We start from the raw sequence: 24,297 nt of genomic DNA on the forward strand, positions 1-24,297 counted from the left end.
AAGAGGTAGCGTGACCCATATCAGGGCCACGCTTAAATGATTACAGCAGATCGCCGATCATTTTTTCCAGTTTACCCTGGTCTACAGCAAACTTACGGATACCGTCCGCCAGTTTATCTACAGCCATCGGATCCTGGTTGTGCTGCCACAGGAACTCAGCTTCGGTGATGCGTGCAGGACGCGCTTTCACTTCGCCGGAGAAGGACAGTTTACGTTCGATAGCGCCTTCGCTTTCCGCCAGCTCTTTCAGCAGTGCCGGAGCAATCGTCAGACGATCGCAGCCTGCCAGCTCAATGATTTCGCCGATGTTACGGAAGCTCGCCCCCATCACCACGGTTTCGTAACCGTGCTGTTTGTAGTACTCGTAGATTTCCGTTACGGAAACCACACCCGGATCTTCTGCCGGTGCATACTCTTTCTTGTCAGTGTTGGCTTTGTACCAGTCAAGAATACGACCAACGAACGGAGAAATCAGGTATACGCCAGCTTCTGCACATGCACGTGCCTGCGCGAAGGAGAACAGCAGAGTCAGGTTACAGTTGATGCCTTCTTTTTCCAGCTGCTCAGCGGCACGGATGCCCTGCCAGGTTGAAGCCAGTTTAATCAGAATGCGATCGTTGCTGATCCCAGCGTCGTTGTACATCTTGATCAGACGTTTTGCTTTCGCGATGGACGCGTCGGTGTCGTAAGACAGACGAGCGTCAACTTCAGTAGAGATACGACCCGGGACCAGTTTCAGGATCTCCAGACCGATATTTACTGCCAGTTTGTCGGTCGCGTCGACGATCTGCTGTGCGCGGTCGTTGCTCTGCTGCTTAGCCCAGGCTACAGCGTCATCAATCAGCTTGCGGTATTCTGGGATCTGCGCTGCGTTAAGAATGAGAGAAGGGTTAGTTGTGGCATCCTGAGGCTGATACAGCTTCATTGCCGCGATGTCTCCGGTGTCGGCCACTACTGTGGTGAACTGACGAAGGGAGGTCAATTTGTCCGTCATGATAGCGATTCTCTTTAAACAGCTTGTTAGGGGGATGTAACCGATCTTCCCTGATGATAGCACGACGCACTCTCAGCGCAACCGCCTGGATTGTCCGACCCGCTGCTCAGCCCTGATTACGCATCTCAAAGCCTGTGATGCGCAATTGCGGGATATAACGATTGTTATGATAAACTCCCGCAATCACTCTCATGACAAGGTATATACTGGTCGATTATTGGTAGCGCTTACACGGAAATCTTCGCGCTTACCGGCATCAACAAGAGGGATGTTAATGCCTGATTTTTTCTCATTTATTAATGAAATACTCTGGGGATCGGTGATGATCTACCTCCTGCTTGGCGCAGGATGTTGGTTCACCTGGCGTACAGGGTTCGTGCAGTTCCGCTACATTCGCCAGTTTGGCACAAGTCTTAAAAACAGCATTAGCCCGCAGCCGGGCGGTTTAACTTCCTTTCAGGCTCTGTGCACCAGCCTTGCCGCGCGTATCGGTAGCGGGAACCTGGCCGGCGTAGCGTTGGCGATCGCCGCTGGCGGCCCTGGAGCCATTTTCTGGATGTGGGTCTCAGCGGTCATTGGTATGGCAACGTCATTCGCCGAGTGCTCACTTGCCCAACTGTATAAAGAACGCGATAGCAAAGGACAGTTCCGCGGTGGTCCTGCGTGGTATATGGCACGTGGTCTGGGCATGCGCTGGATGGGCGTCCTTTTTGCCATCTTTTTACTGATTGCCTATGGACTGATTTTTAACAGCGTTCAGGCGAACTCGGTCTCTCGTGCGTTGACCTTTGCTTTTGACATCCCTCCCCTCTTCTCCGGTATCGCACTGGCAATAGTGTCATTACTGGTCATCGTCGGCGGTATTAAAGGCGTCGCACGCCTGATGCAATGGTTCGTTCCGATGATGGCACTGCTGTGGGTTGGAAGTAGCATCATCATCTGTCTGTGGCATATCGGGCAGCTTCCCGACATTATCGTCACCATTATAAAAAGCGCCTTTGGCTGGCAGGAAGCAGCAGCGGGTGCGGCCGGATATACGCTAAGCCAGGCTATTGCCAACGGTTTTCAGCGCGGCATGTTTTCTAACGAAGCCGGAATGGGATCTACGCCGAATGCAGCCGCATCGGCCGCCTCCTGGCCACCGCATCCTGCGGCACAAGGCATTGTGCAAATGATTGGGGTATTAGGCGACACTCTCGTGGTCTGTACGGCTAGCGCGATGATTATTCTGTTGGCAGGCAATGGCACCAGTTATGTCCCCATGGAAGGCATCCAGTTACTTCAAAAAGCAATGGTAACGCTGACGGGAGAATGGGGAGCCGGATTCGTGGCTTTTATTGTGATTCTGTTTGCCTTTAGCTCGATCGTCGCCAACTACATCTATGCGGAGAACAATCTCGTCTTTCTGAAACTGGACAATATGCGCGTCATCTGGCTATTGCGAATCGCTACCATTAGCACCATTATCGGCGGAACGTTTGTCAGCTTCCCGCTGGTCTGGCAGTTGGCCGATATCATTATGGCTTGTATGGCCATTACTAACCTGACAGCGATTCTGCTGCTTTCTCCGGTTGTCCATACCATCGCCAGCGACTATCTGCGCCAGCGTAAACTCGGGGTGCGCCCGGAATTCGATCCGCACCGTTATCCTGATATCAGACAACAGCTTGCCCCCGAAAGCTGGGATGAAACGCCGCGCGAATAGCGCGGCAATCGCAACCATCGATCAATTCAGTCGTTTTTTTTGCTAAAGTCGCAGTAAATTTCCTGCAAGGACTGGATATGCTGATTCTGATTTCACCTGCAAAAACGCTCGACTACCAAAGTCCGCTGGCAACAACACGCCATACGCTACCCGAACTGCTGGATCACTCTCAGCAGCTTATCCATGTGGCGCGCCAGCTCTCTGCGCCGCAGATTGGCAAGCTGATGGGAATTAGCGACAAACTGGCGGATTTGAATGCCACGCGTTTCCATGACTGGCAGCCTGACTTCACGCCGGACAATGCGCGCCAGGCCATTCTGGCATTTAAGGGCGACGTGTATACCGGGCTGCAGGCTGAAACCTTCAGCGAGGCGGATTTCGACTTCGCTCAGCAGCATTTAAGGATGTTGTCCGGACTGTACGGCGTTCTACGTCCACTGGATTTGATGCAGCCTTATCGTCTGGAGATGGGCATTCGTTTGGCCAATGCGAAGGGTAAAGATCTCTACCAGTTCTGGGGAGATATCATCACCGATAAACTTAATGAAGCACTTGAAGCACAAGGCGACAGCGTGGTGATTAACCTCGCTTCGGATGAGTATTTTAAATCTGTGAAGCCGAAAAAGCTCAATGCCGAGCTGATTAAACCAGTCTTCCTCGACGAGAAAAACGGCAAGTTCAAAGTCATCAGCTTTTATGCCAAGAAAGCGCGCGGCCTGATGAGCCGCTACATCATTGAGAACCGCTTAACGCAGCCGGAACAGCTGACCGCATTTAACAGCGAAGGCTATTTCTTTGATGAAGAAGCGTCAGGAAACGGCGAACTGGTGTTTAAACGCCACGAGCAATAATTTACATGCCGGATGACGGCTAACGCCTTATCCGGCCTACAGGTTTTGTAGGCCCGCTAAGCAAAGCGCCAGCGGGCACAACCATTACCCGCGGGTCATCATCAGCTTACGCAGTTGCGCAAAATCAGCAGGCAGGTGATGAGAAAGCAGCGGCAAGTCCGCGCGTTCCGCCAGCTCTTTTGGCAACGCCAGCGTCAGATCAAGAATCTCTTCAACGCTTTCTTTAAACTTCGCCGGATGCGCAGTACCAAGGAACAGGCCGTACTCGCCAGGGTTCAGTTGGTCACGCAGCGCACGGTAAGCCACCGCCGCATGCGGTTCTGAGGTGTAGCCTATCTCATGTAACTCACGCATGGTGTCCTGAGTCGTGGCATCATCAACGGCGGCATAACCCAGCTCATTCAGACGCCAGATTTTACGGCGGAACAGTTCTTCCACGCGCGGCCAGTTGTTCGGCTGGCTGACATCCATCGCATTCGATAACGTCGCCTGAGTCGCTTTCGGCGCCCACTCACCTTCAGCAAGGAAACGCGGAACCGTATCGTTAACGTTAGTCGCCGCGATAAAACGCTTCACCGGCAAGCCCAGTGATTTCGCCAGCAGCCCGGCGGTCAGATCGCCAAAGTTACCGCTGGGAACAGAAATCACCAGCTGATTCCGCGCCTCTTGCGGTAGCTGAGCCACAGCCTCAAAGTAGTAACAGATTTGCGCCAGCAAACGGCTGATGTTAATTGAATTAGCCGAGTTCAGTCCCAGAGCCACCTTCAGCTCTTCGTCATCAAACGCCTGTTTCACCAGCGCCTGGCAGGCATCAAAATCGCCATCAATCGCTACAGTTTCAATGTTACCGCCCAGCGTACAGAACAGTTTTTCCTGTAATGGGCTGATCTTGCCGTTCGGGTAGAGGATCACCACGCGCACATTTTTCAGGCCATAAAAGGCATGTGCAACCGCCGCGCCGGTATCACCTGAGGTCGCCGTCAGAATGGTTACCGGCTTGTCGCCGCTGATGTGCGTCAGCATTTGCGCCATAAAGCGCCCGCCAAAGTCTTTAAATGCAAGCGTAGGGCCGTGGAACAGTTCCAGACAGCCGACATCTGCGGCAACCTGAGCAACCGGTGCCGGAAAAGCAAATGCAGCACGCACGCGTTTTTCCAGAATTTCCTGAGGGATCTCATCACCAATAAATGCGGACAGGATCTTCGCGCTGCGGCTAACGAAGTCCTGGTTCAGCATCTCATCCACTTCTGTCAGATTGAATTCCGGTAGATCGTGCGGAAAAAACAATCCCTGATTCTTGCCAAGCCCTTGCGTGACGGCCTGCGCAAAGCTGACCTGCTCGTTATGATCTTTCAGATTATACAGTTTCATTGATTATCCCAGTACCCGTGCGCCCGCCGTGTCCAGCCGGCAAATATGAACAAAGCCTTCCTGATTTTGCAGGTAATTTTTACTCAGCCAATCTGCTACGCGCTGCGCCGTATCCGGCTTATCGCACAAGGCGAACAGCGTCGGCCCTGACCCGGAGATCCCGCTGGCCAGCGCGCCAATTTCTGTTACCGCCTGACGCGCCTGACTAAAGCCTGGCAGCAAGCGGGTACGATACGGCTCAGCAATGACGTCCTTCATCAGCTTCGCGGCAAGCCCAGGCTGACGGGAATAGCAGGCATGGATAAATCCAGCCAGATGTCGCCCGTGGGCGATACAGTCCTGACGGCGATACTGCGCAGGTAGAATCGCCCGCGCTTCTGCCGTCGACACTTTAATCCCCGGATACGCCAGTACCCATAGCCACTCATCAAAGCCTGGCACCTGCTGGCTGATAATGCCGTTTTCTTCGATCATTAACTGCATGCCGCCCAAAAAGCACGGGGCAACATTATCGTAATGAATACTGCCGGAGATACGCCCTTCCAGCTCGCCCATTATCGCCAACAGGCGCGTATCGTTGAGCGGCTTACCGCAGTGTTCGTTCATAGCGACTAACGCCGCCACGACGGAACAGGCGCTGGAGCCTAACCCGGAGCCAATCGGCATATTTTTTTCCAGCGTCATCGCCACCGGAACCGTTTTACCCAGCTCCTGGCAGAATCGCTCCCAACACTGATAGACAATATTTTCGCGCGGCTCTGACGGCAGCTTGTTGGCAAAGCGCCCAAGGTTGTTCAGGCTGAACTGATCAGCCGCCTCAACGGACACCACATCGCCCAACAGCGAACCGTCCACCGGAGTTACCGCCGCACCGAGCACATCAAACCCGACGCTCATATTGGCACTGGAAGCCGGGGCATAAACTCTCACCATGTCAGACTCCTAACTTCCATGAAAGGGTGCGTAGCAGGTCGGCAAAGACGCCCGCTGCCGTCACGTCGTTACCCGCGCCATATCCGCGCAGAACCAACGGTAACGGCTGATAGTAGTGGCTATAGAATGCCAGCGCGTTCTCACCGTTTTTCACTTTAAACAGCGGATCGTTGCCGTCTACTGCATCAATTTTCACGCGACAAACGCCGTCCTCTTCGATATTGCCAACATAACGCAATACTTTTCCCTCATCACGGGCTTTCGCCACGCGCGCGGCAAAGACGTCATCCAGCTGTGGCAATTTCGCCATAAACGCGGATACATCACCGGAATCATCAAACTCTTTTGGCAGAACTGGCTCAATGACCACGTCTGAAAGCTCCAGCTCACGACCTGTCTCACGGGCGAGGATCAGCAGCTTACGTGCCACATCCATGCCGGAAAGATCGTCACGCGGATCGGGCTCGGTATAGCCCATCTCACGCGCCATGGTGGTGGCTTGCGAGAAGCTCATGCCTTCATCCAGCTTGCCGAAAATAAACGACAGCGAGCCGGAAAGAATACCGGAGAAACGCTGTAATTCATCACCTGCGCTGAGCAGGTTTTGCAGGTTTTCAATTACCGGCAAGCCTGCGCCCACGTTGGTGTCGTAGAGGAATTTACGCCGGGACTTCGCGGCGGCAAAACGCAGCTGATGGTAGTAATCCATCGACGAGGTGTTGGCCTTTTTGTTCGGCGTAACCACATGGAAGCCTTCGCGCAGGAAATCAGCATACTGATCCGCCACCGCCTGGCTTGACGTACAGTCGACAATCACCGGATTAAGCAGATGATATTCTTTCACCAGGCGAATTAAGCGCCCAAGGTTGAATGGCTCTTTCGCGCTTTCCAGCTCCGCCTGCCAGTTTTCCAGATTCAAACCATGGACGTTGGTCAGCAGAGCCTTCGAATTCGCCACGCCGCACACGCGCAGATCGATATGCTTCTTTTTGAGCCAGGTTTGCTGACGTTTAAGCTGCTCCAGTAGCGCACCGCCCACCCCGCCTACGCCAATCACAAACACTTCAATCACCTGGTCGGTGTTGAACAGCATTTGATGGGTCACGCGAACGCCGGTGGTCGCGTCGTCGTTGTTCACCACCACTGAAATAGAACGCTCAGACGAACCCTGGGCGATCGCCACGATATTGATGTTCGCGCGAGCCAATGCGGCAAAGAATTTCGCCGAAATGCCACGCAGAGTACGCATACCATCGCCAACAACAGAGATGATAGCCAGACGCTCAGTCACCGCCAGCGGCTCCAGCAGGCCTTCTTTCAGTTCGAGGTAGAATTCATCCTGCATGGCGCGTTGCGCACGCGCGCAGTCGCCCTGCGGGACGCAGAAGCTGATGCTGTATTCGGAAGAGGATTGGGTGATCAGCACTACCGAAATGCCCGCACGCGACATTGCGGCAAAAACGCGTGCCGCCATACCCACCATGCCTTTCATTCCTGGGCCAGAAACGCTAAACATCGCCATGTTATTGAGATTAGAAATACCTTTTACCGGCAAATCGTCGTCATCACTGCTGGCGCCAATCAACGTGCCAGGCGCTTGTGGATTGCCGGTATTTTTAATCAGGCAAGGGATCTGGAACTGGGCAATAGGGGTAATGGTGCGCGGGTGCAGCACTTTGGCGCCGAAGTAAGAAAGCTCCATCGCTTCCTGATAAGACATCGACTTCAGCAGTCGGGCGTCGGGTACCTGACGCGGATCGCAAGTATATACGCCGTCAACATCGGTCCAGATCTCACAACAATCCGCGCGCAAACAGGCAGCCAGTACGGCGGCAGAGTAGTCGGAGCCATTACGCCCCAGCACCACTAACTCACCTTTCTCATTCCCGGCGGTAAATCCGGCCATCAAAATCATGTGGTCCGCAGGAATACGGCTGGCGGCAATGCGGCGCGTAGATTCGGCGATATCAACGGTAGATTCGAGGTAATGGCCGACTGCCAGCAATTTCTCCACCGGATCGATGACCGTCACGTTGTGCCCGCGCGCTTCCAGCAGGCCTGCCATGATGGCGATCGACATTTTTTCGCCACGGCAGATAAGCGCGGCATTGATGCTGTCCGGGCACTGTCCCAACAGGCTGATGCCATGCAGGACGTGTTTAATCTGGGCAAACTCTTGTTCAACAAAGGCTTTGAGCGGGGCCAACGGAAAACCCGGCTGCGCGGCGGCCAAACCCACCAATAGCTCAGAGAAAATACGTTCGGCGTCGCTGATATTGGCTAAAGCATCCTGACCACCGATGGTCTTCTCAATCATCGCCACCAGATGGTTGGTAATTTTTGCGGGGGCAGAGAGCACGGTCGCGACCTGCCCCTGTCTGGCATTGCTTTCCAGAATATCGGCAACCCGCAGAAAGCGCTCTGCATTTGCCACTGATGTACCGCCGAACTTCAACACTCGCATGGTTTACCTCATTGCCTTTGGTCGAAAAAAAAGCCCGCACTGTTTAGGTGCGGGCTTTTTCTTGTGTTTCCTGTACGCGTCAGCCCGCACCGTTACCTGTGGTAATGGTGATGGTTGTGGTAATAGTGATGCTGATGCGTTTCATGATGTTGTGTGCTCTGTAATTATTATCTGTCTGTCTTGTATTCTTTTAGGGTTAAAGTATCTGCTGACCTAAGTCAATAAATTTTTAAATTGATCACATTCCGAAACTTGTTCATGAGCGACTGCTTGCCCTTTTACTTTCAACCAATACAGCATGTCTCGCCCACTTGAAACCAGAGTAAAACACTGCACAACAAACATTGATCAAAACTTTATTTTGTTAGATTTTTTTCTATATCATGTAAAAAACGGTGCAACATTGCCGTGTCTCGCTGCTCTAACAGACCCATTCGCTGTTGCAGCCAGTCCGTCAACTTAATGTCGTCAGAAACGTTCAGCGTGGCTAATAAACGCAAAACACGTTCGCGCAATGCCTGTAGCTGATGCTCATCCGTCATCTCAATGTTTCTGGCCGGTTGTTGTATTAAACCTGCTAATTGATAGCAATACACCATCACTGCCTGCCCCAAATTGAGTGATGGATAGTCAGCCACCATCGGTACCCCGGTGAGGACATCCGCCAGAGCCAATTCTTCGTTGGTCAGCCCCGAATCTTCACGACCAAAAACCAGCGCGGCGTGATCCATCCACGTTGATTTTTCCTGCAACAGGGGAACCAGTTCGACCGGCGTAGCGTAATAATGAAACTTCGCGCGGCTGCGCGCCGTGGTCGCGACGGTAAAATCCACGTCGTGAAGCGCCTCGGCTAACGTTGGAAAAACGTTAATATTATCAATAATATCACCCGAGCCATGCGCAACCCATCGCGTGGCAGGTTCCAGGTGGGCCTCGCTGTCAACGATCCGCAACTGGGTGAATCCCATGGTCTTCATCGCACGGGCTGCCGCACCAATATTTTCCGCTCTGGCGGGGGCAACCAGAATAATTGTTAAACGCATTTCGATACTCTTTTGGCCTGTGTGCAGGTAATAATGTGACGTGCATCAACATATTACGCAGCGCGAATTTACATATTTTTAACAGAAATCACTGAAAAAGCATTTCGCATCCGGTAAAAAATGCTAAACTATTTCCAGGCTGAACTATTGCCTTTTATGTTAACAAAAGTTGCATATCCTTCTGTTTATCCATGATAATTTAATTTAAAATGGATCGCATTGGTTGGATTCATTACATTTATTAATTAGCGCGTGCAACTAGTTGTAATATTGCAATTTTGTGATGAAAGCAAACATTTGGATACGTTGATTTCATCAAACTGTTAACGTGCTACAATTGAACTTGATATATGTCAACGAAGCGTAGTTTTATTGGGTGTCCGGCATGTCTTAGCCTGTTATGTTGCTGTTAAAATGGTTAGGATGACAGCCGTTTTTGACACTGTCGGGTCCAGAGGGAAACTACCCACGACCAAGCTAATGATGTTGTTGACGTTGATGGAAAGTGCATCAAGAACGCAATTACGTACTTTAGTCATGTTACGCCGATCATGTTAATTTACGGCATGCATCAGGCAGGTCAGGGACTTTTGTACTTCCTGTTTCGATTTAGTTGGCAATTTAGGTAGCAAACATGCAGACCCCGCACATTCTTATCGTTGAAGACGAGTTAGTAACACGCAACACGTTGAAAAGCATTTTCGAAGCAGAAGGCTATGATGTATTCGAAGCGACAGATGGCGCGGAAATGCATCAGATTCTCTCTGAATATGACATCAACCTTGTGATTATGGATATCAATCTGCCTGGGAAAAATGGCCTCCTGTTAGCGCGCGAACTCCGCGAACAAGCTAACGTTGCGCTGATGTTCCTGACGGGCCGTGATAACGAAGTCGATAAAATTCTCGGCCTCGAAATCGGCGCAGACGATTACATCACCAAGCCGTTTAACCCGCGCGAACTGACTATCCGTGCTCGTAACCTGCTGTCGCGTACCATGAACCTGGGTACCGTCAGCGAAGAACGCCGTAGCGTCGAGAGCTACAAGTTCAATGGCTGGGAGCTGGACATCAACAGCCGCTCTCTGATTGGTCCTGATGGCGAGCAGTATAAACTGCCACGCAGCGAATTCCGCGCCATGCTTCACTTCTGTGAGAATCCGGGCAAAATCCAGTCTCGCGCAGAACTGCTGAAAAAAATGACCGGTCGCGAACTGAAGCCGCATGACCGTACCGTTGACGTGACTATCCGCCGCATTCGTAAACATTTCGAATCAACGCCGGATACGCCAGAAATCATCGCCACCATTCACGGGGAAGGCTACCGTTTCTGCGGCGACCTGCAGGATTAATTCGATCCTCACAGGTAAAAAAACGGCGCAATATGCGCCGTTTTTCATTTCACCACAACCCTATTTCCATAAGCGAAACTCGTCACTCTGCGCAGGCTGAGACTCCGGAATTTCTGTCGGCTTTGGTTTTGGCTGTGCCAGCGAGTGCCAGTCAAGATGACGCGTCAGGAACATCACGCCACACAACGCGACCAACAGCACGCCGGTTCCCAGCAGTAAAGAGCTGTCCTGTGAACGGAGCAACACCCACATCACACCATCCAGCCCCAGCAGCGCTACGGTGAACAAAATACTCTTAAGCCAACCCTGTAATATCGCCTGCAGATACACACCGTTCATCAACGCCCCCACCAGACTCGCCGTAATCCACGCGGCGGTAAAACCAATATGTTCTGACAACGCCAGCAGCAACAGATAAAACATCACCAGCGATAATCCCACCAGCAGGTACTGCATCGGGTGCAGTCGAAGGCTGGTCATGCTTTCAAGAACAAAGAAAGACATAAAGGTCACCACAATCAGCAAAATGGCATATTTTGTCGCCCTGTCCGTCAGTTGGTATTGATCCGCAGGCGTGGCGACAGCGACGCTAAATGCAGGCATTCCCTCCCAGCCAATCTTTTCGCCATCAAAGCGTTCGCCGAGGTTATTGGCAAACCAACTGCTTTGCCACTGTGCATTGAATCCAGACTCACTGATTTCGCGCTTAGCCGGAAGAAAATCCCCAAGAAAGTTGGGATGCGACCAATTGCTGGTTAAGGTCATTTCACTGTTACGGCCAACCGGAACAACGGAGAAATCTCCTGTTCCGCTCAAATTCAGCGACAGCGTCATGCTCAGGTTTTGCTCCGCCCAGCTCGCGTCGGGTAACGGAATGTGGATCCCCTGCGCACGTCCATCCAACCCCGTCCCCGGCTCAACCGCCAGCGACGTTCCATTGACCTGCGGCGCTTGCACCACACCAATCCCGCGCGCATCCCCCACTCCAACCACGATAAATGGTTTGCCGACGCTGACGTTGGGATGGTTTAAATCACGCAAACGTTCAGCGTTAAACTCGGCCTTCACCGAGAGGTCATTGTGCCAGACCTGGCCCTCATAAATACCGATTTTACGCGCTTCAACGTTCTGACTCCCCTCAACCACCAACGACTCCGGCAGCCAGAAATGGATATAGCTTCGCTTACGCTGGATCTCTTTGCCATCCTCCAGCGAGGTATAAAGCTCTGTCACCGGAATGGCTATCAACGGGCCGACCATCTTTTGCGGTCCGCTGGTGCTCTGGCGGATTGCATCTTCAACGTCATTGCGATAATCCGATCGCTCTACGATTATCTGCCTGACCATTGTCAGGGGAATTAACAACAGCAGCATGGCGCCACCCAGAGTGACGATTTTCCAGAACAGGGGTGATTTCAACATAGCGTTCTCCTTTGCAATATCAGCAAGGTAGAACAGCTATGTGCGGAGAATTTGAAGTTATGTGAAGTGACGATGAAGCGTAAACGAAGCTTGTGCACCGCCTTCTGGTCGGTTAGATAATGTCACCGCGCCTTCATGCAGTCGTGCAACTTCACTGACAAACGCCAGCCCCAAACCGCTGCTCTTGTGTCCATTCTCGCGGGGCAGCGAGTAGAAGCGCTCAAAAATACGCGGCAACGCAAAGTCAGGGATCCCGCTACCGCTGTCGGTAACCTGCAACGTGACCCGATCCTCGTGCTGATGTGCACTCAGAACAATCGTCCCGTCCTGTGGCGTAAAGTCGATAGCGTTGTCGAGTAAATTCCCCAATGCCTGCTCCAGTAACGCGGGATCGGCTGCGACGCTAAGCGATGAAGGCAGAATGGTCAGCGTGATGTTTTTTGCCGCCAGCTGCACGCTACGCGCCTCTTTAAGCTGAGCAAACAGCGCATCTACCGCCACTGGCGTCAACGTAATGTCCTGCCGATTCTCCAGTCGCGCCTGACGTAACAAGGTTTCAACCAGCGCCTGCATGCGCGCATTTTGCGTCAGAATATTATCGGTAAAGCGCGCTACCACGTTTGGCGGCGGACCTTCGCGCAGTATCTCCGCCGCGCCACGAATGGCCGCCAGCGGGCTTTTCAGCTCATGGGTTAACGCGTAGACATACTGCTCAATGTAGTTCTTGCCTTCGAGCTTCAGACGCATACTTTCCAGCGCCTGCGCCAGTTTGCGTAACTCGCTACTGCCTAAATCAGGCAGTGGGACGGGGCGATTCTCAGTAACGGAATCGGCATAACGCGCCAGCCGGGCAATGGAGCGGTTTATCCACCATACCATCCCGAAGCCAATCACCAGGGCAATACCCAGCAATACGGCGCTGGCCCACAGCATTCGCCGTTCACTGCGTTTAATCACCGGCGCCATCGCTGCATTTGGTTTGCCGACACTGAGCACACCGATAATACGACCACCGTCTACAATCGGCGCGGCAACGTACATCACCGAGCTTTCCGGATCATCCGGGTTTTGCGGCGTACTACGAGCGCCATACTGCCCACGTAACGTTAACCACACGTCGTTCCAGCGGGAGTAGTCCTGACCGACGGCCTGGTTAGCTGAATCAAACACCACCTTGCCCTGCGCGTCCGTCATGTAGACATGGTATTCATTACGTACTTTGTTAATGCCGCTGATATTGGCGCGGAATGGGCGGTTATGCAGTTGCGAAAAGGCCTGCGCCAGCTTGCCGTTGGCGGGGGTGTCAGAGAGTAAGTCATCACGCGCCAGCGCAGCCAGCAGCGTGGCGGTATCAATCAATGAGCCTTCAGTCGCTCGACGGACGCCTGGCTTAATTTCCTGCACAAAGATCGACAGAACGAACCAGGCAGCGACGGCAACAATCAGAAAATAGCCGAGCAGCAAACGCATGCCAATGCGCATCAGACGCTCCTCAGGCTGTATCCCATACCGCGATGCGTATTGATGGGGGAAAGCTCTGGGTTGATGGCCCGCAGCTTGGCGCGCAGCGTTTTGATGTGGGTATCGACCGTTCTGTCAAAGGTATCCTGCGCATCGGCCCAGACTAAATCCATCAGTTGTTGGCGGGAGTAAATACGTCCCGGCGACATCAGGAATGTTTTCAGCAGCAGGAATTCATAGCGCGTCAGGTTCAACGGCATGCCGAACCAGGTAATCTGCGCGGCCAGCTCATTAAGTTCAAAATCCCCACAGCGCGTTGTCAATGAAGGCGTGGAGAATTTTTGCACCCGCCGCAGCAGCGTACGCACACGAGCGCACACTTCACGCGGCGAGAAAGGCTTGGCAACATAGTCATCCGCGCCAATTTCCAGCCCCAACAGGCGATCCACTTCATCGCTGCGTGCGGTCAGAAACAGGATCGGCAACGCCGGGTGGCGTTCAAGTAAACGTCGGCACAGTTCAAAACCGCTTATATCCGGTAGCCCAACATCCAGAATGATGGCATCAGGGCATTGCTGGCGAGATTTCTCCAGCACGGGAAATCCGCGCTCAAACGCCTCTACGCTAAACCCCTCTTGCTGCAGCATGTAGATAAGCGTATCAGCGATTCCCTGCTCATCCTCAACCAACCAGATCAACGGCTGTTGCATTGTGCTTCCTTGTTATTGTCGCCACGGCATGATGGGTACCGCGCTAATGGCATTTTTGGGCGATCCATCGACGACTTTATCTGAATAAGCCAGATAGGCCAGCGCATTACGTTTCGCATCGTAAAAACGCACGACCTGTAAAGATTTAAACACCAGCGAGGTACGTTTTTTAAATACCACTTCGCCCTGAGCTTTACCGTTCTTGATTCTGTCGCTCAGTTCTACCGGCCCAACCTGCTGGCAGGAAATGGCGGCATCGGAGGTATCTTCCGCCAGCCCCAGACCACCTTTGATGCCGCCAGTCTTCGCCCGACTCACGTAGCAGGTCACGTTGGTAACATCCGGATCGTCAAACGCTTCGACCACAATTTTATGATCCGGGCCGAACATTTTGAACACCGTATCGACAGATCCAATCTGCTCCGCATGGGCAACCTGCGCCAACATCAGCAGAATTGAAGAAATAACTAAGCTCTTATATTTCATATTGTTACCATTTTTAAAAGTTACTCTGTGCAATTATTCGACATTCTAAGATAAAACGTATACAGATCACAGGATTACAATAATCACGCTTTCGTATGTCCGAAAAAAGCATTTATGAGCAAAAAAAACACTGAATGCTAAAACAGCAAAAAATGCTATTATCCTCATACCTGACGTCAGGTACTCGTTGTTGAAAGGATGAGGATATTTTATGGATCAGGCTGGCATTATTCGCGACCTATTAATCTGGCTGGAAGGTCATCTGGATCAGCCTTTGTCGCTTGACAATGTGGCGGCAAAAGCGGGCTATTCCAAGTGGCACCTGCAGAGAATGTTTAAGGACGTGACGGGCCATGCTATTGGCGCCTATATCCGCGCCCGTCGTTTATCGAAATCTGCAGTGGCGCTGCGCCTGACTGCGCGCCCAATTTTGGATATTGCGCTGCAATATCGCTTCGACTCTCAACAAACCTTTACTCGCGCGTTCAAGAAACAGTTTTCCCAAACGCCTGCGCTGTATCGTCGCTCCCCGGAATGGAGTGCGTTTGGTATTCGCCCGCCAATGCGCCTGGGTGAATTTGCGATGCCTGCGCACGAGTTTGTCACCCTGGAAGATACGCAACTACTCGGCACCACGCAAAGCTATTCCTGCTCGCTGGAACAGATTTCAGATTTCCGTCATGAAATGCGTATTCAGTTCTGGCGCGACTTCCTCAGTCAGGCTCCTGCGATCCCGCCAGTCCTGTACGGGCTTAACGAAACACGTCCGAGCATTGAAAAAGATGACGAGCAGGAAGTGTTTTACACCACTGCACTGACGCCGGAACAGGCCAATGGCTATGTGCCGTCGGCGCAGCCTATCCTGTTACAGGGTGGCGAGTACGTGATGTTTACCTACGAAGGGCTGGGAACCGGCGTGCAAGAGTTTATCCTGACGGTTTACGGCACATGCATGCCAATGCTGAACCTGACGCGCCGTAAAGGACAGGATATCGAGCGATACTACCCGGCAGAAGATGCCAAAGCGGGGGATCGCCCGATCAACCTGCGCTGCGAATTCCTGATTCCGATTCGCCGCTAGCGCTGTAGTTCATCCAACGCAGGGGCGTCCAGATGTGAGATGTCCCCTGCCGTTTCAACGACCCATCCCGGCGCCAGCCATAAGCTTTCCTGGTAATCAACGCGAGAAATAGAACAGTTGCGCAGACGCAAGCGACGTTCAGCCCATGCCGGTAATCCAAGAATTGTACTCACCAGGCAACCCAGCGCGATACCGTGACTGACCAGCAGCGGACGACTTCCCGGCGGCAATTCCAGACAGGATGCCAGCGCTGCGTTGACGCGATCGCTCAATTCCTGCATCGATTCCCCTTCCGGGATACGACCATCCACCGTACCGTTCACCAACTGGCGACGCCAGCCCTCTTCCTCCGGCGTCAGCGTATCGATGTGACGTTTTTCCAGCACACCCATATTTAGCTCGCGCAGACGGGAGTCATAGGTGATATCACAGCCACAGGCCTGGGCGATGATTTCTGCAGTGCGTCGTGTACGACCAAGATCGCTACTGATGACATGCGTAATACCAAACGAGCGAGCGCGTTCACCCACCTGCATGGCTTGCTGTTCACCTTTAGCGGTTAGTGGGCTGTCTGACTGGCCTTGAATACGTCGCTCGGCGTTCCACTGCGTTTCGCCATGGCGAACAAGGTATACCTGTAACATGCTTTTTTTCCGTTATACTGCGATGCGATGAATTTTCAAACTGAGCTTAATTATGCACAAGGTTATCTCTGCGACCACCAATCCTGCCAAAATTCAGGCAATTCTGCGGGCATTTGAAGAGATTTTCGGGGAAGGATCCTGCCATATTGAACCCGTCGCCGTCGAGAGTGGCGTGCCGGAACAACCTTTCGGAAACCAGGAAACGCGCACTGGCGCACGAAATCGCGTTGATAACGCTCGCCGCCAGCACCCACAGGCTGATTTCTGGGTCGCCATTGAAGCAGGAATTGACGACGATGCCACCTTCAGTTGGGTGGTGATTGATAACGGCATCCAGCGCGGTGAAGCCCGTTCAGCCACGCTGCCATTGCCTACTGTCATTCTCGACAGAGTCCGCAAAGGTGAAGCACTCGGCCCGGTGATGTCGGACTATACAGGTATTGATGAGATTGGCCGTAAAGAGGGCGCAATCGGCGTCTTTACCGCGGGTAAGCTGACGCGCTCGAGCGTCTACCACCAGGCGGTGATTCTGGCGCTCAGCCCGTTTCATAACGCGGTATATTTATAGCATTGTGCCGGTTGTTCAATCGTAGGCCGGATAAGGCAAAGCCACATCCGGCGGATCAATTTTTCCCGAGCAACACCTGTTCCAGCCACTGACGCAGATCCACCGGTGCGGATTTGAGGCTGTTCGACCCTCGCGTAATAGTAGCAATCCCCGCCCCGAGCTCGTTTTTAAGCTCACGCTGGCTCATCTCACCGCGCAGCAGCTCTTCAATGATACGCACACGCGTGCCCAACGCTTCACGCTCATCCGGCGTTAACATCAAATTGAGCAGTGGCAGGTGTAAATCTTGTTCGTAGGCGTGTTTAAGCAGATCGACAAAACGTAACCACTCCTGGTGACGTTGTTCTGCCATCTCTGCTGAATAGGGTGATTGCTGAGTCATAAGATATCGCCATCGTTGCGGGGGAAGCGTGCTTGCCTCCCCCTTTTGTACTCTTTAACGAGTACGATAGCATAACACAATCGACACGATCAGTAACGACGTTGCCATTCTGCGTCGCTCATCAACTCCGGTTTATCACCGAGGAAATAGCGATAGTACGCATCGTAAGCCAGCACGTTCTTCACATAACCACGCGTCTCTGAGAATGGAATGCTCTCGACAAACGCGACGGCATCAATGCGGCCAGCGCTATTGCCAAGCCAGGTGCGAACGCGTCCCGGACCGGCGTTATAGGCTGCTGACGCAAAGATGCGGTTATTGCCAAATTGCTGATACACGTACTGCAAATAGCTGGTTCCGATGTTGATGTTGGTATCAGGATCCAATAGCTGGCTCGGACTGCTGTAACCTGGAATCGAGAACATTTTCACCGTATGCGTCGCCGTACCCGGCATAATCTGCATCAGCCCGCTTGCGCCAACCGGTGATTTCACTTTCGGGTTCCAGGCGCTTTCCTGACGCGCTATCGCCATCGCATAGCTTGGCTGAATATCCTTGCCGCTGGTGTAACGGGTAAAAAGATCTTTATAGGCCAATGGGAAGCGCTCTTCCAGATGATCCCACAGTTTTCCGGCGATCGTCGCCTGAACGCTTAGATCCCACCAGTGATTATTGAACGCGTAACGCGCCAACTGAGCCTGCTCGGACTTGGTACGGCTGGTGACCAGATTAGCCCATTCACTGCGCGCAGTATTATCCATGTTCCAGTACATTAGCTCGCGTACGCGTGCCATTTCCGGGCCCTGAGTCAGCGCAGAATCAACGTTCGCTGGTGCTTTATCCACTTTCAGCTCGTACTCTTCGCCCAGGCGCTGTGCCGCCACCATCGGATAGAAACCGCGCTGCTGCATGAGTTGGTGCAGGATCTCTTTGGCTTCCGCATCGCGTCCGCGCTCCAGCAGCAGATCCGCTTGCCAGTAGCGCCACTCATCTTTTTCTTTGGCTTCCATTGGCAGACGCGCCAGCCAGGTATTCAGGCCACGACGATCGCCGGTTCCCAGCGCCATGCGCACCCGGCGCTCCACAAGCGAGGTGGAGTTGGAGCGCATAATCGCATCATCACGCCATTTGGCCTGCTCGTCGGTAACGTCATTGCCCATCAGACGCCAGGCGACAATGTCGCGCAGCTCCTGGGTTTGCTCGTCATTAAGCTGTTGCGCCTGCACCAGGGAAGGGATCATCAGGCGGGCATTCTCCACATCCTGACGCGCCACGCTGGCAAAGGCGACCGCCGCCATCTGTCGGGTGAAATCCGTTGCGCCGGTGGTGCGAGCAAAGGTCATTACCGAATTCGGATCGTTGGCCAGCGCGATGATCGCTGAAGCAATGGTTTGGTATTGCGCGGGCATCTGTCCGGCCAACGCCGTGACCAGTCCGGTATTCCCGGCTTTCATCGCCAGACGAATACGTTCCAGATACGCCAGCGGATCCTGAGTGCCTGAGGCACGCCATACGCCGAATAATTTGTCACAGGCGTTCGGCTGACTTTTTCCGCTCAGCCACAGTTCTTTCGCCCCCTGCCAGGCTTCTTCAGTTTGCCCGGTACTCCATTTCGCGAAGTAATAGTTACATTGCGCTTCGGTGGTGCCCGGTTTTTCCGGACTGAACGCCAGCAGCCCACGCCAGTCTTCGCGGCGCGCCAGTTCATTCACGAAACGAGATTGCAGAGTACGCGCCGGGGGCAGCGTCGGGTTGGCGCGCACAAAATTGGTGACGGTAATGGTGGGCTGATTCATCAGATCGTCAGTGATCTGGCGATATTCCAGATAAGGATACAGAGGATAGTTCTTCAGGCCAGGCATCATCTGCTCTACGACATCCATCTGTCGGTTATCCCAGGCCTGCTTAATTTGCGCATAGCGATTGCGCTGCTCATCCAGGGAATCCGCTCGCGCTACTTGACTGACCGTCAGCAGACATACGCTGGCAGCCAGCAGGCGCCAGGTAAATTGTTTGGCTTTGTCCACAAGCTCTTCCTCTTCTCATGTTACGTCTGTGCAGCATCATGCCGCTTAATTCATTCATGCTAACCAGACATTGCAGAATGCGCCACGTCACGGACACTTTTTTACTTTTGTTGCGAGTGGGATCTGCTGGCTGGGATTGGACAATGAAAAAGGCTACACTTCGCCTTTGATAACTATTTACCAATAATTAGCCCTAAATAATTCAAGTTGCAGCAAGGCGGCGAGGAAGTGAATCCCCTGAGCGTACAAAAGTACGTGACTGGGGTGAACGACACAGCCAACGCATCTGCGGCTTGAAGTATGACGGGATAAACATAGAGGCGAGTCCAACGTGGCCCAATTCGTTTATACCATGCATCGTGTCGGCAAGGTCGTTCCGCCGAAACGTCATATTCTTAAAAACATCTCACTGAGCTTCTTCCCTGGCGCCAAAATCGGTGTTCTCGGTCTGAACGGCGCGGGTAAATCTACCCTGCTGCGCATCATGGCTGGCATTGATACCGAAATTGAAGGTGAAGCTCGCCCGCAGCCAGGCATTAAAATCGGTTACCTGCCGCAGGAACCAAAACTGAACCCGGAACATACCGTTCGTGAATCCGTGGAAGAAGCGGTTGCCGAAGTGGTTAACGCGCTGAAAGGTCTGGATGAAGTGTACGCCAAGTACGCCGAACCGGACGCTGACTTCGATAAGCTGGCCGCGCAACAGGGCAAGTTTGAAGAGATCATTCAGGCGCACGACGGTCATAACCTGAACGTGCAGCTTGAGCGTGCCGCTGACGCTCTGCGTCTGCCGGACTGGGATGCCAAAATTGAAAATCTTTCCGGTGGTGAACGCCGCCGCGTCGCGCTGTGCCGCCTGCTGCTGGAAAAACCAGACATGCTGCTGCTCGACGAACCGACTAACCACCTGGACGCCGAATCCGTCGCGTGGCTGGAACGCTTCCTGCACGACTTCGAAGGTACCGTAGTGGCAATTACCCACGACCGTTACTTCCTCGACAACGTTGCCGGCTGGATCCTGGAGCTGGACCGTGGTGAAGGTATTCCATGGGAAGGTAACTACTCTTCCTGGCTGGAGCAGAAAGATCAGCGTCTGGCCCAGGAAGCCTCTCAGGAAGCGGCTCGCCGTAAATCCATTGAGAAAGAGCTGGAGTGGGTTCGTCAGGGCGCGAAAGGCCGTCAGTCTAAGGGCAAAGCCCGTCTGGCACGCTTTGAAGAGCTGAATAACACCGAATACCAGAAACGTAACGAAACCAACGAACTGTTTATCCCACCTGGACCACGTCTGGGCGATAAAGTCGTTGAAGTCACTAATCTGCGTAAATCTTACGGCGATCGCGTGCTGATCGACGACCTGAGCTTCTCGGTACCGAAAGGCGCTATCGTCGGCATCATCGGTCCGAACGGTGCGGGTAAATCAACCCTGTTCCGTATGATGTCCGGCCAGGAACAGCCTGACAGCGGCACCATCACGCTGGGTGAAACCGTCAAACTGGCCTCCGTTGACCAGTTCCGTGACGCAATGGATAACAGCAAAACCGTGTGGGAAGAAGTGTCCGGCGGGCTGGATATCATGAAGATCGGCAACACCGAAATGCCAAGCCGTGCCTATGTGGGCCGCTTCAACTTCAAAGGTGTGGATCAGGGTAAACGCGTCGGCGAGCTGTCCGGCGGTGAGCGTGGTCGTCTGCACCTGGCGAAGCTGCTGCAGGTTGGCGGCAACATGCTGCTGCTCGATGAACCAACCAACGACCTGGATATCGAAACCCTGCGCGCGCTGGAAAACGCCCTGCTGGAGTTCCCGGGTTGCGCGATGGTTATCTCGCACGACCGTTGGTTCCTTGACCGTATCGCGACCCACATCCTGGATTATCAGGATGAGGGTAAGGTTGAGTTCTTCGAAGGTAACTTTACCGAATACGAAGAGTACAAGAAACGCACGCTGGGCGCCGATGCGCTGGAGCCGAAGCGTATTAAGTACAAGCGTATTTCTAAGTAATTAGCGTTAAGTGCCGGATGGCGGCCTCATGCCACATCCGGCCTACGAGGTTAGTGCGACTTGTAGGCCGGATAAGCGCAGCGCATCCGGCATTAAAACCTACCTCTGCTCGCCCATCAACTCTTTCACCAGCTCCACGCAGCGCAGGAAGCGGCCGTCGTAGTCAGGCTCCTGAACGTGCACAAAATTGATATTGTTTTCCTGCAACATCTCGACCAGCAGCGTCTGAAACGCTTTTCTGTCAACCGAACTTCCAAGGCTGCGCAAGCCATCCGCTACCCACGGGGTGTTGTTTTCCAGCAGGATAACCAGGTCGAAGCGATACTCGTCAATCAGCGCTTGCACAAACGGGTGTTCACGCCCTTCATACTTTTTGCAGAAAGCCTGAGTGGTCACGAAATCGGTGTCGATGAACGCCACTTTATTGGCGTACTTAACAGCAAAATCAATGTATTGCGCTTGTCCCAGGGCGATTTTATCGTAATCAGAATACTGTAACGCCATCTCATCGCCGCCCAAATGGGAGAAGACGTAATCACGCCCATATTCCCACGCACTGGTGGTGTTAAAGATGTTGGCGAGCTTGTTCACCAGCGTCGATTTACCGCTCGACTCCCCGCCGAGGATCGCCACGGTGCGCACGAAAAATGGCTTCACTTCGGTCGGAATATACTCCCAGTAGCGAAACGGGTTTTCACGGATTTGCCCGCCGCTGATGCTCATAAACGTCCGCTTGGGATCCACCAGCACGGTTTCGATCCCCAGATGTTCGAGATACTGCGGGGCATCTGATTCTTCAGAGGTGTAAATCCAGTTTGGCTGGATCCCTTTCTCCTGCATAAACGTTTTGATCCCGTTGCTCCACACGTCCCAACCGTGTGGATACGGCTCCATGCCCTCTTCGTTGAAGGCATGAATACGGATATTTTTCTGATACTTAAAGGTTTGCAGCAGCCAGCGTAGACGATCGGGCACCGTAGGCTGTTGCGACATGGCACTGTCTTCAAACAGACTGCGATCGCGCGTGTCGTCATAGCCCATGATGATATGCAGTTCATCAACCTGACTACAGGCGCGCTGGATAAGGTAGATATGGCCGGTATGCAGCGGATAAAACTTACCAAATACCACACCGATATTTTTCTGCTGGCGCGGAAACTCCAGTCCGAGAAAACGGTGCAACGCCTCCAGCTTTTGCGCGCTGGGGCTTTTAATTTTGGCATTCAGAAGCTGGCTTAGATATCCCTTGGTCATGCCACTGGCATCTGCCACCTGTTGCAGGGTACAACCCTTTTTCTTAATGGCGGTTTTCAGATAATCAAATGACACAAGAGCCTCCTGCTGGAAAAATCGCGTAACACTGCCTGATGGCGCATCGCTTATCAGGCCTACAAATTCAGTACGTACGGGTATTTGATTATAGGTCGTCAAACACGCTTAACGCATCCGCAAGCTTCTTAACGCCAAAGACCTGCATCCCTTCCGGTACTTTTTTCGGTACGTTAGCGGCAGGAACAATCGCCCGGCGAAAACCGTGTTTCGCCGCTTCCGAAATACGCTCCTGCCCGCTGGGTACCGGACGGATTTCGCCTGCCAACCCCACTTCGCCAAAGACCACTAAGTCCTGTGGCAGTGGCCTGTCGCGCAGGCTGGAGACCATTGCCAGCAGCAACGCCAGGTCGGCGCTGGTTTCGGTGACTTTTACGCCGCCGACTACGTTAACGAACACGTCCTGATCCGCCATCTGCAAGCCACCGTGACGATGCAGCACCGCCAGTAGAATCGCCAGACGGTTCTGTTCCAGACCGACCGCCACGCGACGCGGGTTCGCCATCATTGAGTGATCGACCAGCGCCTGAATCTCGACCAGCAGCGGGCGCGTGCCTTCCCAGACTACCATCACCGAACTACCGGAAGTGACTTCATCGCCACGGCTTAAGAAAATAGCAGACGGGTTGCTGACTTCACGTAGCCCCTGTTCCGTCATGGCAAAGACGCCCAACTCATTCACCGCGCCAAAGCGGTTTTTATGGCTACGCAGTGTACGGAAGCGGGAATCGGCGTCGCCGTCGAGCAACACCGAGCAGTCAATACAGTGCTCCAGTACCTTCGGCCCGGCCAGCGAGCCATCTTTGGTGACGTGGCCGACCATCACAATCGCCACGCCGCGCGTTTTAGCAAAGCGCGTCAGGTAAGCAGCGGTTTCACGCACCTGCGCCACGCTGCCCGGCGAAGACTGAATATCCGCCATGTGCATCACCTGAATGGAGTCGATCACCATCAGCTTCGGCTGTTCTTCTTCAGCAATCAGGCAAATTTGTTCGATACTGGTTTCCGACAGCATGTTCAGGTTCGCCGTCGGCAGGCCAAGCCGATGCGCGCGCATCGCCACCTGTTGCAGCGACTCTTCGCCGGTGACGTACAGGGTTTTCATCTGCTCGGCGAGCCTGCACAGCGTTTGCAACAGCAGCGTTGATTTGCCCGCGCCAGGGTTACCGCCAATCAGTATGGCGCTGCCGGGCACCACACCACCGCCGAGCACGCGGTCAAACTCTTTAAATCCGGTAGAAAAACGCGGCAGTTCCTCAAGGCTGATGTCAGAGAGCTTCTGCACTTTTGCAACGCCCGCATTTCCGGCGTAGCCGCTGAGTCGCTCGTTGCGCGCCACCGTTGGCGATGCGGCAAGGCGCACCTCGGTAATGGTATTCCAGGCCTGACAGGCGCTGCATTGCCCCTGCCAGCGCGGGTAATCGGCCCCGCATTCATTACAAACAAAGGCGCGTTTAGGAGCTTTTGCCACGTTTT

22 protein-coding genes and 1 other annotated feature are annotated in these 24,297 nt (G+C 53.4%); of the genes, 6 read left to right on the top strand and 16 right to left on the bottom strand.

Going from position 1 to position 24,297, the window contains the following annotated elements:
- Window positions 1-40: 40 nt before the first annotated feature.
- Window positions 41-994: a transaldolase gene (gene tal, locus SK34_RS19470; protein WP_003018974.1), complete on the bottom strand. Its 954-nt coding sequence runs from the start codon at window positions 992-994 to the stop codon at window positions 41-43.
- Window positions 995-1,268: 274 nt separating this feature from the next.
- Between tal and SK34_RS19475 the strand changes: the two genes are divergently transcribed.
- Window positions 1,269-2,699 (top strand): alanine/glycine:cation symporter family protein, encoded by a 1,431-nt coding sequence (locus tag SK34_RS19475; RefSeq protein ID WP_048233940.1) that lies wholly within the window; start codon window positions 1,269-1,271, stop codon window positions 2,697-2,699.
- A 77-nt stretch (window positions 2,700-2,776) separates the two neighbouring features.
- Window positions 2,777-3,550, top strand: coding sequence for a peroxide stress protein YaaA (yaaA, locus tag SK34_RS19480; protein ID WP_003018978.1), 774 nt, complete (start codon window positions 2,777-2,779; stop codon window positions 3,548-3,550).
- Between the two features lie 84 nt (window positions 3,551-3,634).
- On the opposite strand, the gene thrC is transcribed toward yaaA, so the two are convergent.
- The 6 genes from thrC to yjjY form a co-directional block, all read right to left on the bottom strand.
- Window positions 3,635-4,921, bottom strand: a complete 1,287-nt coding sequence (gene thrC, locus SK34_RS19485) for a threonine synthase (protein ID WP_016149524.1) — start codon at window positions 4,919-4,921, stop codon at window positions 3,635-3,637.
- A 3-nt stretch (window positions 4,922-4,924) separates the two neighbouring features.
- Window positions 4,925-5,854, bottom strand: a complete 930-nt coding sequence (thrB, locus tag SK34_RS19490) for a homoserine kinase (protein ID WP_003018982.1) — start codon at window positions 5,852-5,854, stop codon at window positions 4,925-4,927.
- Window position 5,855: 1 nt separating this feature from the next.
- A complete protein-coding gene (gene thrA / locus SK34_RS19495) occupies window positions 5,856-8,318 on the bottom strand; it encodes a bifunctional aspartate kinase/homoserine dehydrogenase I (protein ID WP_048233942.1) in 2,463 nt (820 codons plus the stop codon).
- A gap of 23 nt (window positions 8,319-8,341) precedes the next feature.
- Window positions 8,342-8,468, bottom strand: a sequence feature (Thr leader region).
- Window positions 8,398-8,463 carry a thr operon leader peptide gene (gene thrL, locus SK34_RS24235; protein ID WP_032337689.1) on the bottom strand — a complete coding sequence of 22 codons (66 nt, stop codon included), beginning with the start codon at window positions 8,461-8,463 and terminating at the stop codon, window positions 8,398-8,400. (Overlaps the previous feature by 66 nt.)
- Window positions 8,469-8,674: 206 nt before the next feature.
- On the bottom strand, window positions 8,675-9,361 hold the full coding sequence (locus SK34_RS19500) for a tRNA/rRNA methyltransferase (protein ID WP_003018988.1): 687 nt from the start codon (window positions 9,359-9,361) through the stop codon (window positions 8,675-8,677).
- Window positions 9,362-9,759: 398 nt separating this feature from the next.
- Window positions 9,760-9,900 carry a YjjY family protein gene (gene yjjY, locus SK34_RS24745; RefSeq protein WP_042998021.1) on the bottom strand — a complete coding sequence of 47 codons (141 nt, stop codon included), beginning with the start codon at window positions 9,898-9,900 and terminating at the stop codon, window positions 9,760-9,762.
- Between the two features lie 95 nt (window positions 9,901-9,995).
- On the opposite strand from yjjY, the gene arcA reads away from it, so the two are divergent.
- On the top strand, window positions 9,996-10,712 hold the full coding sequence (gene arcA / locus SK34_RS19505; RefSeq protein ID WP_001194359.1) for a two-component system response regulator ArcA: 717 nt from the start codon (window positions 9,996-9,998) through the stop codon (window positions 10,710-10,712).
- A gap of 60 nt (window positions 10,713-10,772) precedes the next feature.
- Here the strand turns inward: arcA and creD are convergent, their stop codons facing one another.
- Genes creD through creA form a run of 4 tightly spaced genes read right to left on the bottom strand, consistent with a single transcriptional unit; the run spans window position 10,773 to window position 14,791 of the window.
- Entirely contained in the window at window positions 10,773-12,134 is a 1,362-nt protein-coding gene (creD, locus tag SK34_RS19510; RefSeq protein ID WP_048233944.1) for a cell envelope integrity protein CreD, read from the bottom strand.
- Window positions 12,135-12,191: 57 nt separating this feature from the next.
- A complete protein-coding gene (gene creC / locus SK34_RS19515; RefSeq protein WP_048233945.1) occupies window positions 12,192-13,616 on the bottom strand; it encodes a two-component system sensor histidine kinase CreC in 1,425 nt (474 codons plus the stop codon).
- Window positions 13,616-14,305 (bottom strand): two-component system response regulator CreB, encoded by a 690-nt coding sequence (creB, locus tag SK34_RS19520; protein ID WP_016149520.1) that lies wholly within the window; start codon window positions 14,303-14,305, stop codon window positions 13,616-13,618. The genes creC and creB overlap by 1 nt, the downstream gene beginning before the upstream one ends.
- Before the next feature lie 12 nt (window positions 14,306-14,317).
- Window positions 14,318-14,791 (bottom strand): protein CreA, encoded by a 474-nt coding sequence (gene creA / locus SK34_RS19525; RefSeq protein ID WP_003018998.1) that lies wholly within the window; start codon window positions 14,789-14,791, stop codon window positions 14,318-14,320.
- A gap of 211 nt (window positions 14,792-15,002) precedes the next feature.
- Here creA and robA point away from each other — a divergent pair, with 211 nt between their 5' ends.
- Window positions 15,003-15,872 (top strand): MDR efflux pump AcrAB transcriptional activator RobA, encoded by an 870-nt coding sequence (gene robA / locus SK34_RS19530; protein WP_003837295.1) that lies wholly within the window; start codon window positions 15,003-15,005, stop codon window positions 15,870-15,872.
- Here the strand turns inward: robA and gpmB are convergent.
- The gene (gpmB, locus tag SK34_RS19535) at window positions 15,869-16,516 is read right to left on the bottom strand and encodes a 2,3-diphosphoglycerate-dependent phosphoglycerate mutase GpmB (RefSeq protein ID WP_003019006.1); all 648 of its coding nucleotides are present in this window, start codon (window positions 16,514-16,516) and stop codon (window positions 15,869-15,871) included. The two genes, robA and gpmB, sit on opposite strands and share 4 nt — an antisense overlap.
- A 52-nt stretch (window positions 16,517-16,568) precedes the next feature.
- Between gpmB and yjjX the strand changes: the two genes are divergently transcribed.
- Window positions 16,569-17,084, top strand: coding sequence for an inosine/xanthosine triphosphatase (gene yjjX / locus SK34_RS19540; RefSeq protein WP_003019009.1), 516 nt, complete (start codon window positions 16,569-16,571; stop codon window positions 17,082-17,084).
- Window positions 17,085-17,139: 55 nt separating this feature from the next.
- Here the strand turns inward: yjjX and trpR are convergent, their stop codons facing one another.
- Both trpR and sltY read right to left on the bottom strand, forming a co-directional pair.
- Window positions 17,140-17,466 (bottom strand): trp operon repressor, encoded by a 327-nt coding sequence (trpR, locus tag SK34_RS19545; RefSeq protein WP_003837292.1) that lies wholly within the window; start codon window positions 17,464-17,466, stop codon window positions 17,140-17,142.
- An 89-nt stretch (window positions 17,467-17,555) separates the two neighbouring features.
- On the bottom strand, window positions 17,556-19,493 hold the full coding sequence (gene sltY, locus SK34_RS19550; RefSeq protein WP_003019016.1) for a murein transglycosylase: 1,938 nt from the start codon (window positions 19,491-19,493) through the stop codon (window positions 17,556-17,558).
- A gap of 331 nt (window positions 19,494-19,824) precedes the next feature.
- On the opposite strand from sltY, the gene ettA reads away from it, so the two are divergent.
- Window positions 19,825-21,492: an energy-dependent translational throttle protein EttA gene (gene ettA, locus SK34_RS19555; RefSeq protein WP_003845630.1), complete on the top strand. Its 1,668-nt coding sequence runs from the start codon at window positions 19,825-19,827 to the stop codon at window positions 21,490-21,492.
- Between the two features lie 99 nt (window positions 21,493-21,591).
- Here the strand turns inward: ettA and nadR are convergent, their stop codons facing one another.
- Both nadR and radA read right to left on the bottom strand, forming a co-directional pair.
- A complete protein-coding gene (gene nadR / locus SK34_RS19560) occupies window positions 21,592-22,821 on the bottom strand; it encodes a multifunctional transcriptional regulator/nicotinamide-nucleotide adenylyltransferase/ribosylnicotinamide kinase NadR (protein WP_003019021.1) in 1,230 nt (409 codons plus the stop codon).
- A gap of 88 nt (window positions 22,822-22,909) precedes the next feature.
- Entirely contained in the window at window positions 22,910-24,292 is a 1,383-nt protein-coding gene (radA, locus tag SK34_RS19565; protein WP_001728171.1) for a DNA repair protein RadA, read from the bottom strand.
- Between the last annotated feature and the right edge of the window lie 5 nt (window positions 24,293-24,297).

Origin of the sequence: Citrobacter sp. MGH104 (assembly GCF_001034485.1) — a bacterium.
Taxonomy (GTDB): domain Bacteria; phylum Pseudomonadota; class Gammaproteobacteria; order Enterobacterales; family Enterobacteriaceae; genus Citrobacter; species Citrobacter freundii.

Bases quoted from the DNA above. Each gene is read 5' to 3' on its own strand.
- trpR (WP_003837292.1), bottom strand. From the start codon at position 17,466: ATGACTCAGCAATCACCCTATTCAGCAGAGATGGCAGAACAACGTCAC.
- creC (WP_048233945.1), bottom strand. From the start codon at position 13,616: ATGCGCATTGGCATGCGTTTGCTGCTCGGCTATTTTCTGATTGTTGCC.
- thrB (WP_003018982.1), bottom strand. From the start codon at position 5,854: ATGGTGAGAGTTTATGCCCCGGCTTCCAGTGCCAATATGAGCGTCGGG.
- yjjY (WP_042998021.1), bottom strand. From the start codon at position 9,900: ATGACTAAAGTACGTAATTGCGTTCTTGATGCACTTTCCATCAACGTC.
- creB (WP_016149520.1), bottom strand. From the start codon at position 14,305: ATGCAACAGCCGTTGATCTGGTTGGTTGAGGATGAGCAGGGAATCGCT.
- robA (WP_003837295.1), top strand. From the start codon at position 15,003: ATGGATCAGGCTGGCATTATTCGCGACCTATTAATCTGGCTGGAAGGT.
- creD (WP_048233944.1), bottom strand. From the start codon at position 12,134: ATGTTGAAATCACCCCTGTTCTGGAAAATCGTCACTCTGGGTGGCGCC.
- SK34_RS19475 (WP_048233940.1), top strand. From the start codon at position 1,269: ATGCCTGATTTTTTCTCATTTATTAATGAAATACTCTGGGGATCGGTG.
- gpmB (WP_003019006.1), bottom strand. From the start codon at position 16,516: ATGTTACAGGTATACCTTGTTCGCCATGGCGAAACGCAGTGGAACGCC.
- thrA (WP_048233942.1), bottom strand. From the start codon at position 8,318: ATGCGAGTGTTGAAGTTCGGCGGTACATCAGTGGCAAATGCAGAGCGC.
- yaaA (WP_003018978.1), top strand. From the start codon at position 2,777: ATGCTGATTCTGATTTCACCTGCAAAAACGCTCGACTACCAAAGTCCG.
- arcA (WP_001194359.1), top strand. From the start codon at position 9,996: ATGCAGACCCCGCACATTCTTATCGTTGAAGACGAGTTAGTAACACGC.
- creA (WP_003018998.1), bottom strand. From the start codon at position 14,791: ATGAAATATAAGAGCTTAGTTATTTCTTCAATTCTGCTGATGTTGGCG.
- thrC (WP_016149524.1), bottom strand. From the start codon at position 4,921: ATGAAACTGTATAATCTGAAAGATCATAACGAGCAGGTCAGCTTTGCG.
- tal (WP_003018974.1), bottom strand. From the start codon at position 994: ATGACGGACAAATTGACCTCCCTTCGTCAGTTCACCACAGTAGTGGCC.
- SK34_RS19500 (WP_003018988.1), bottom strand. From the start codon at position 9,361: ATGCGTTTAACAATTATTCTGGTTGCCCCCGCCAGAGCGGAAAATATT.
- yjjX (WP_003019009.1), top strand. From the start codon at position 16,569: ATGCACAAGGTTATCTCTGCGACCACCAATCCTGCCAAAATTCAGGCA.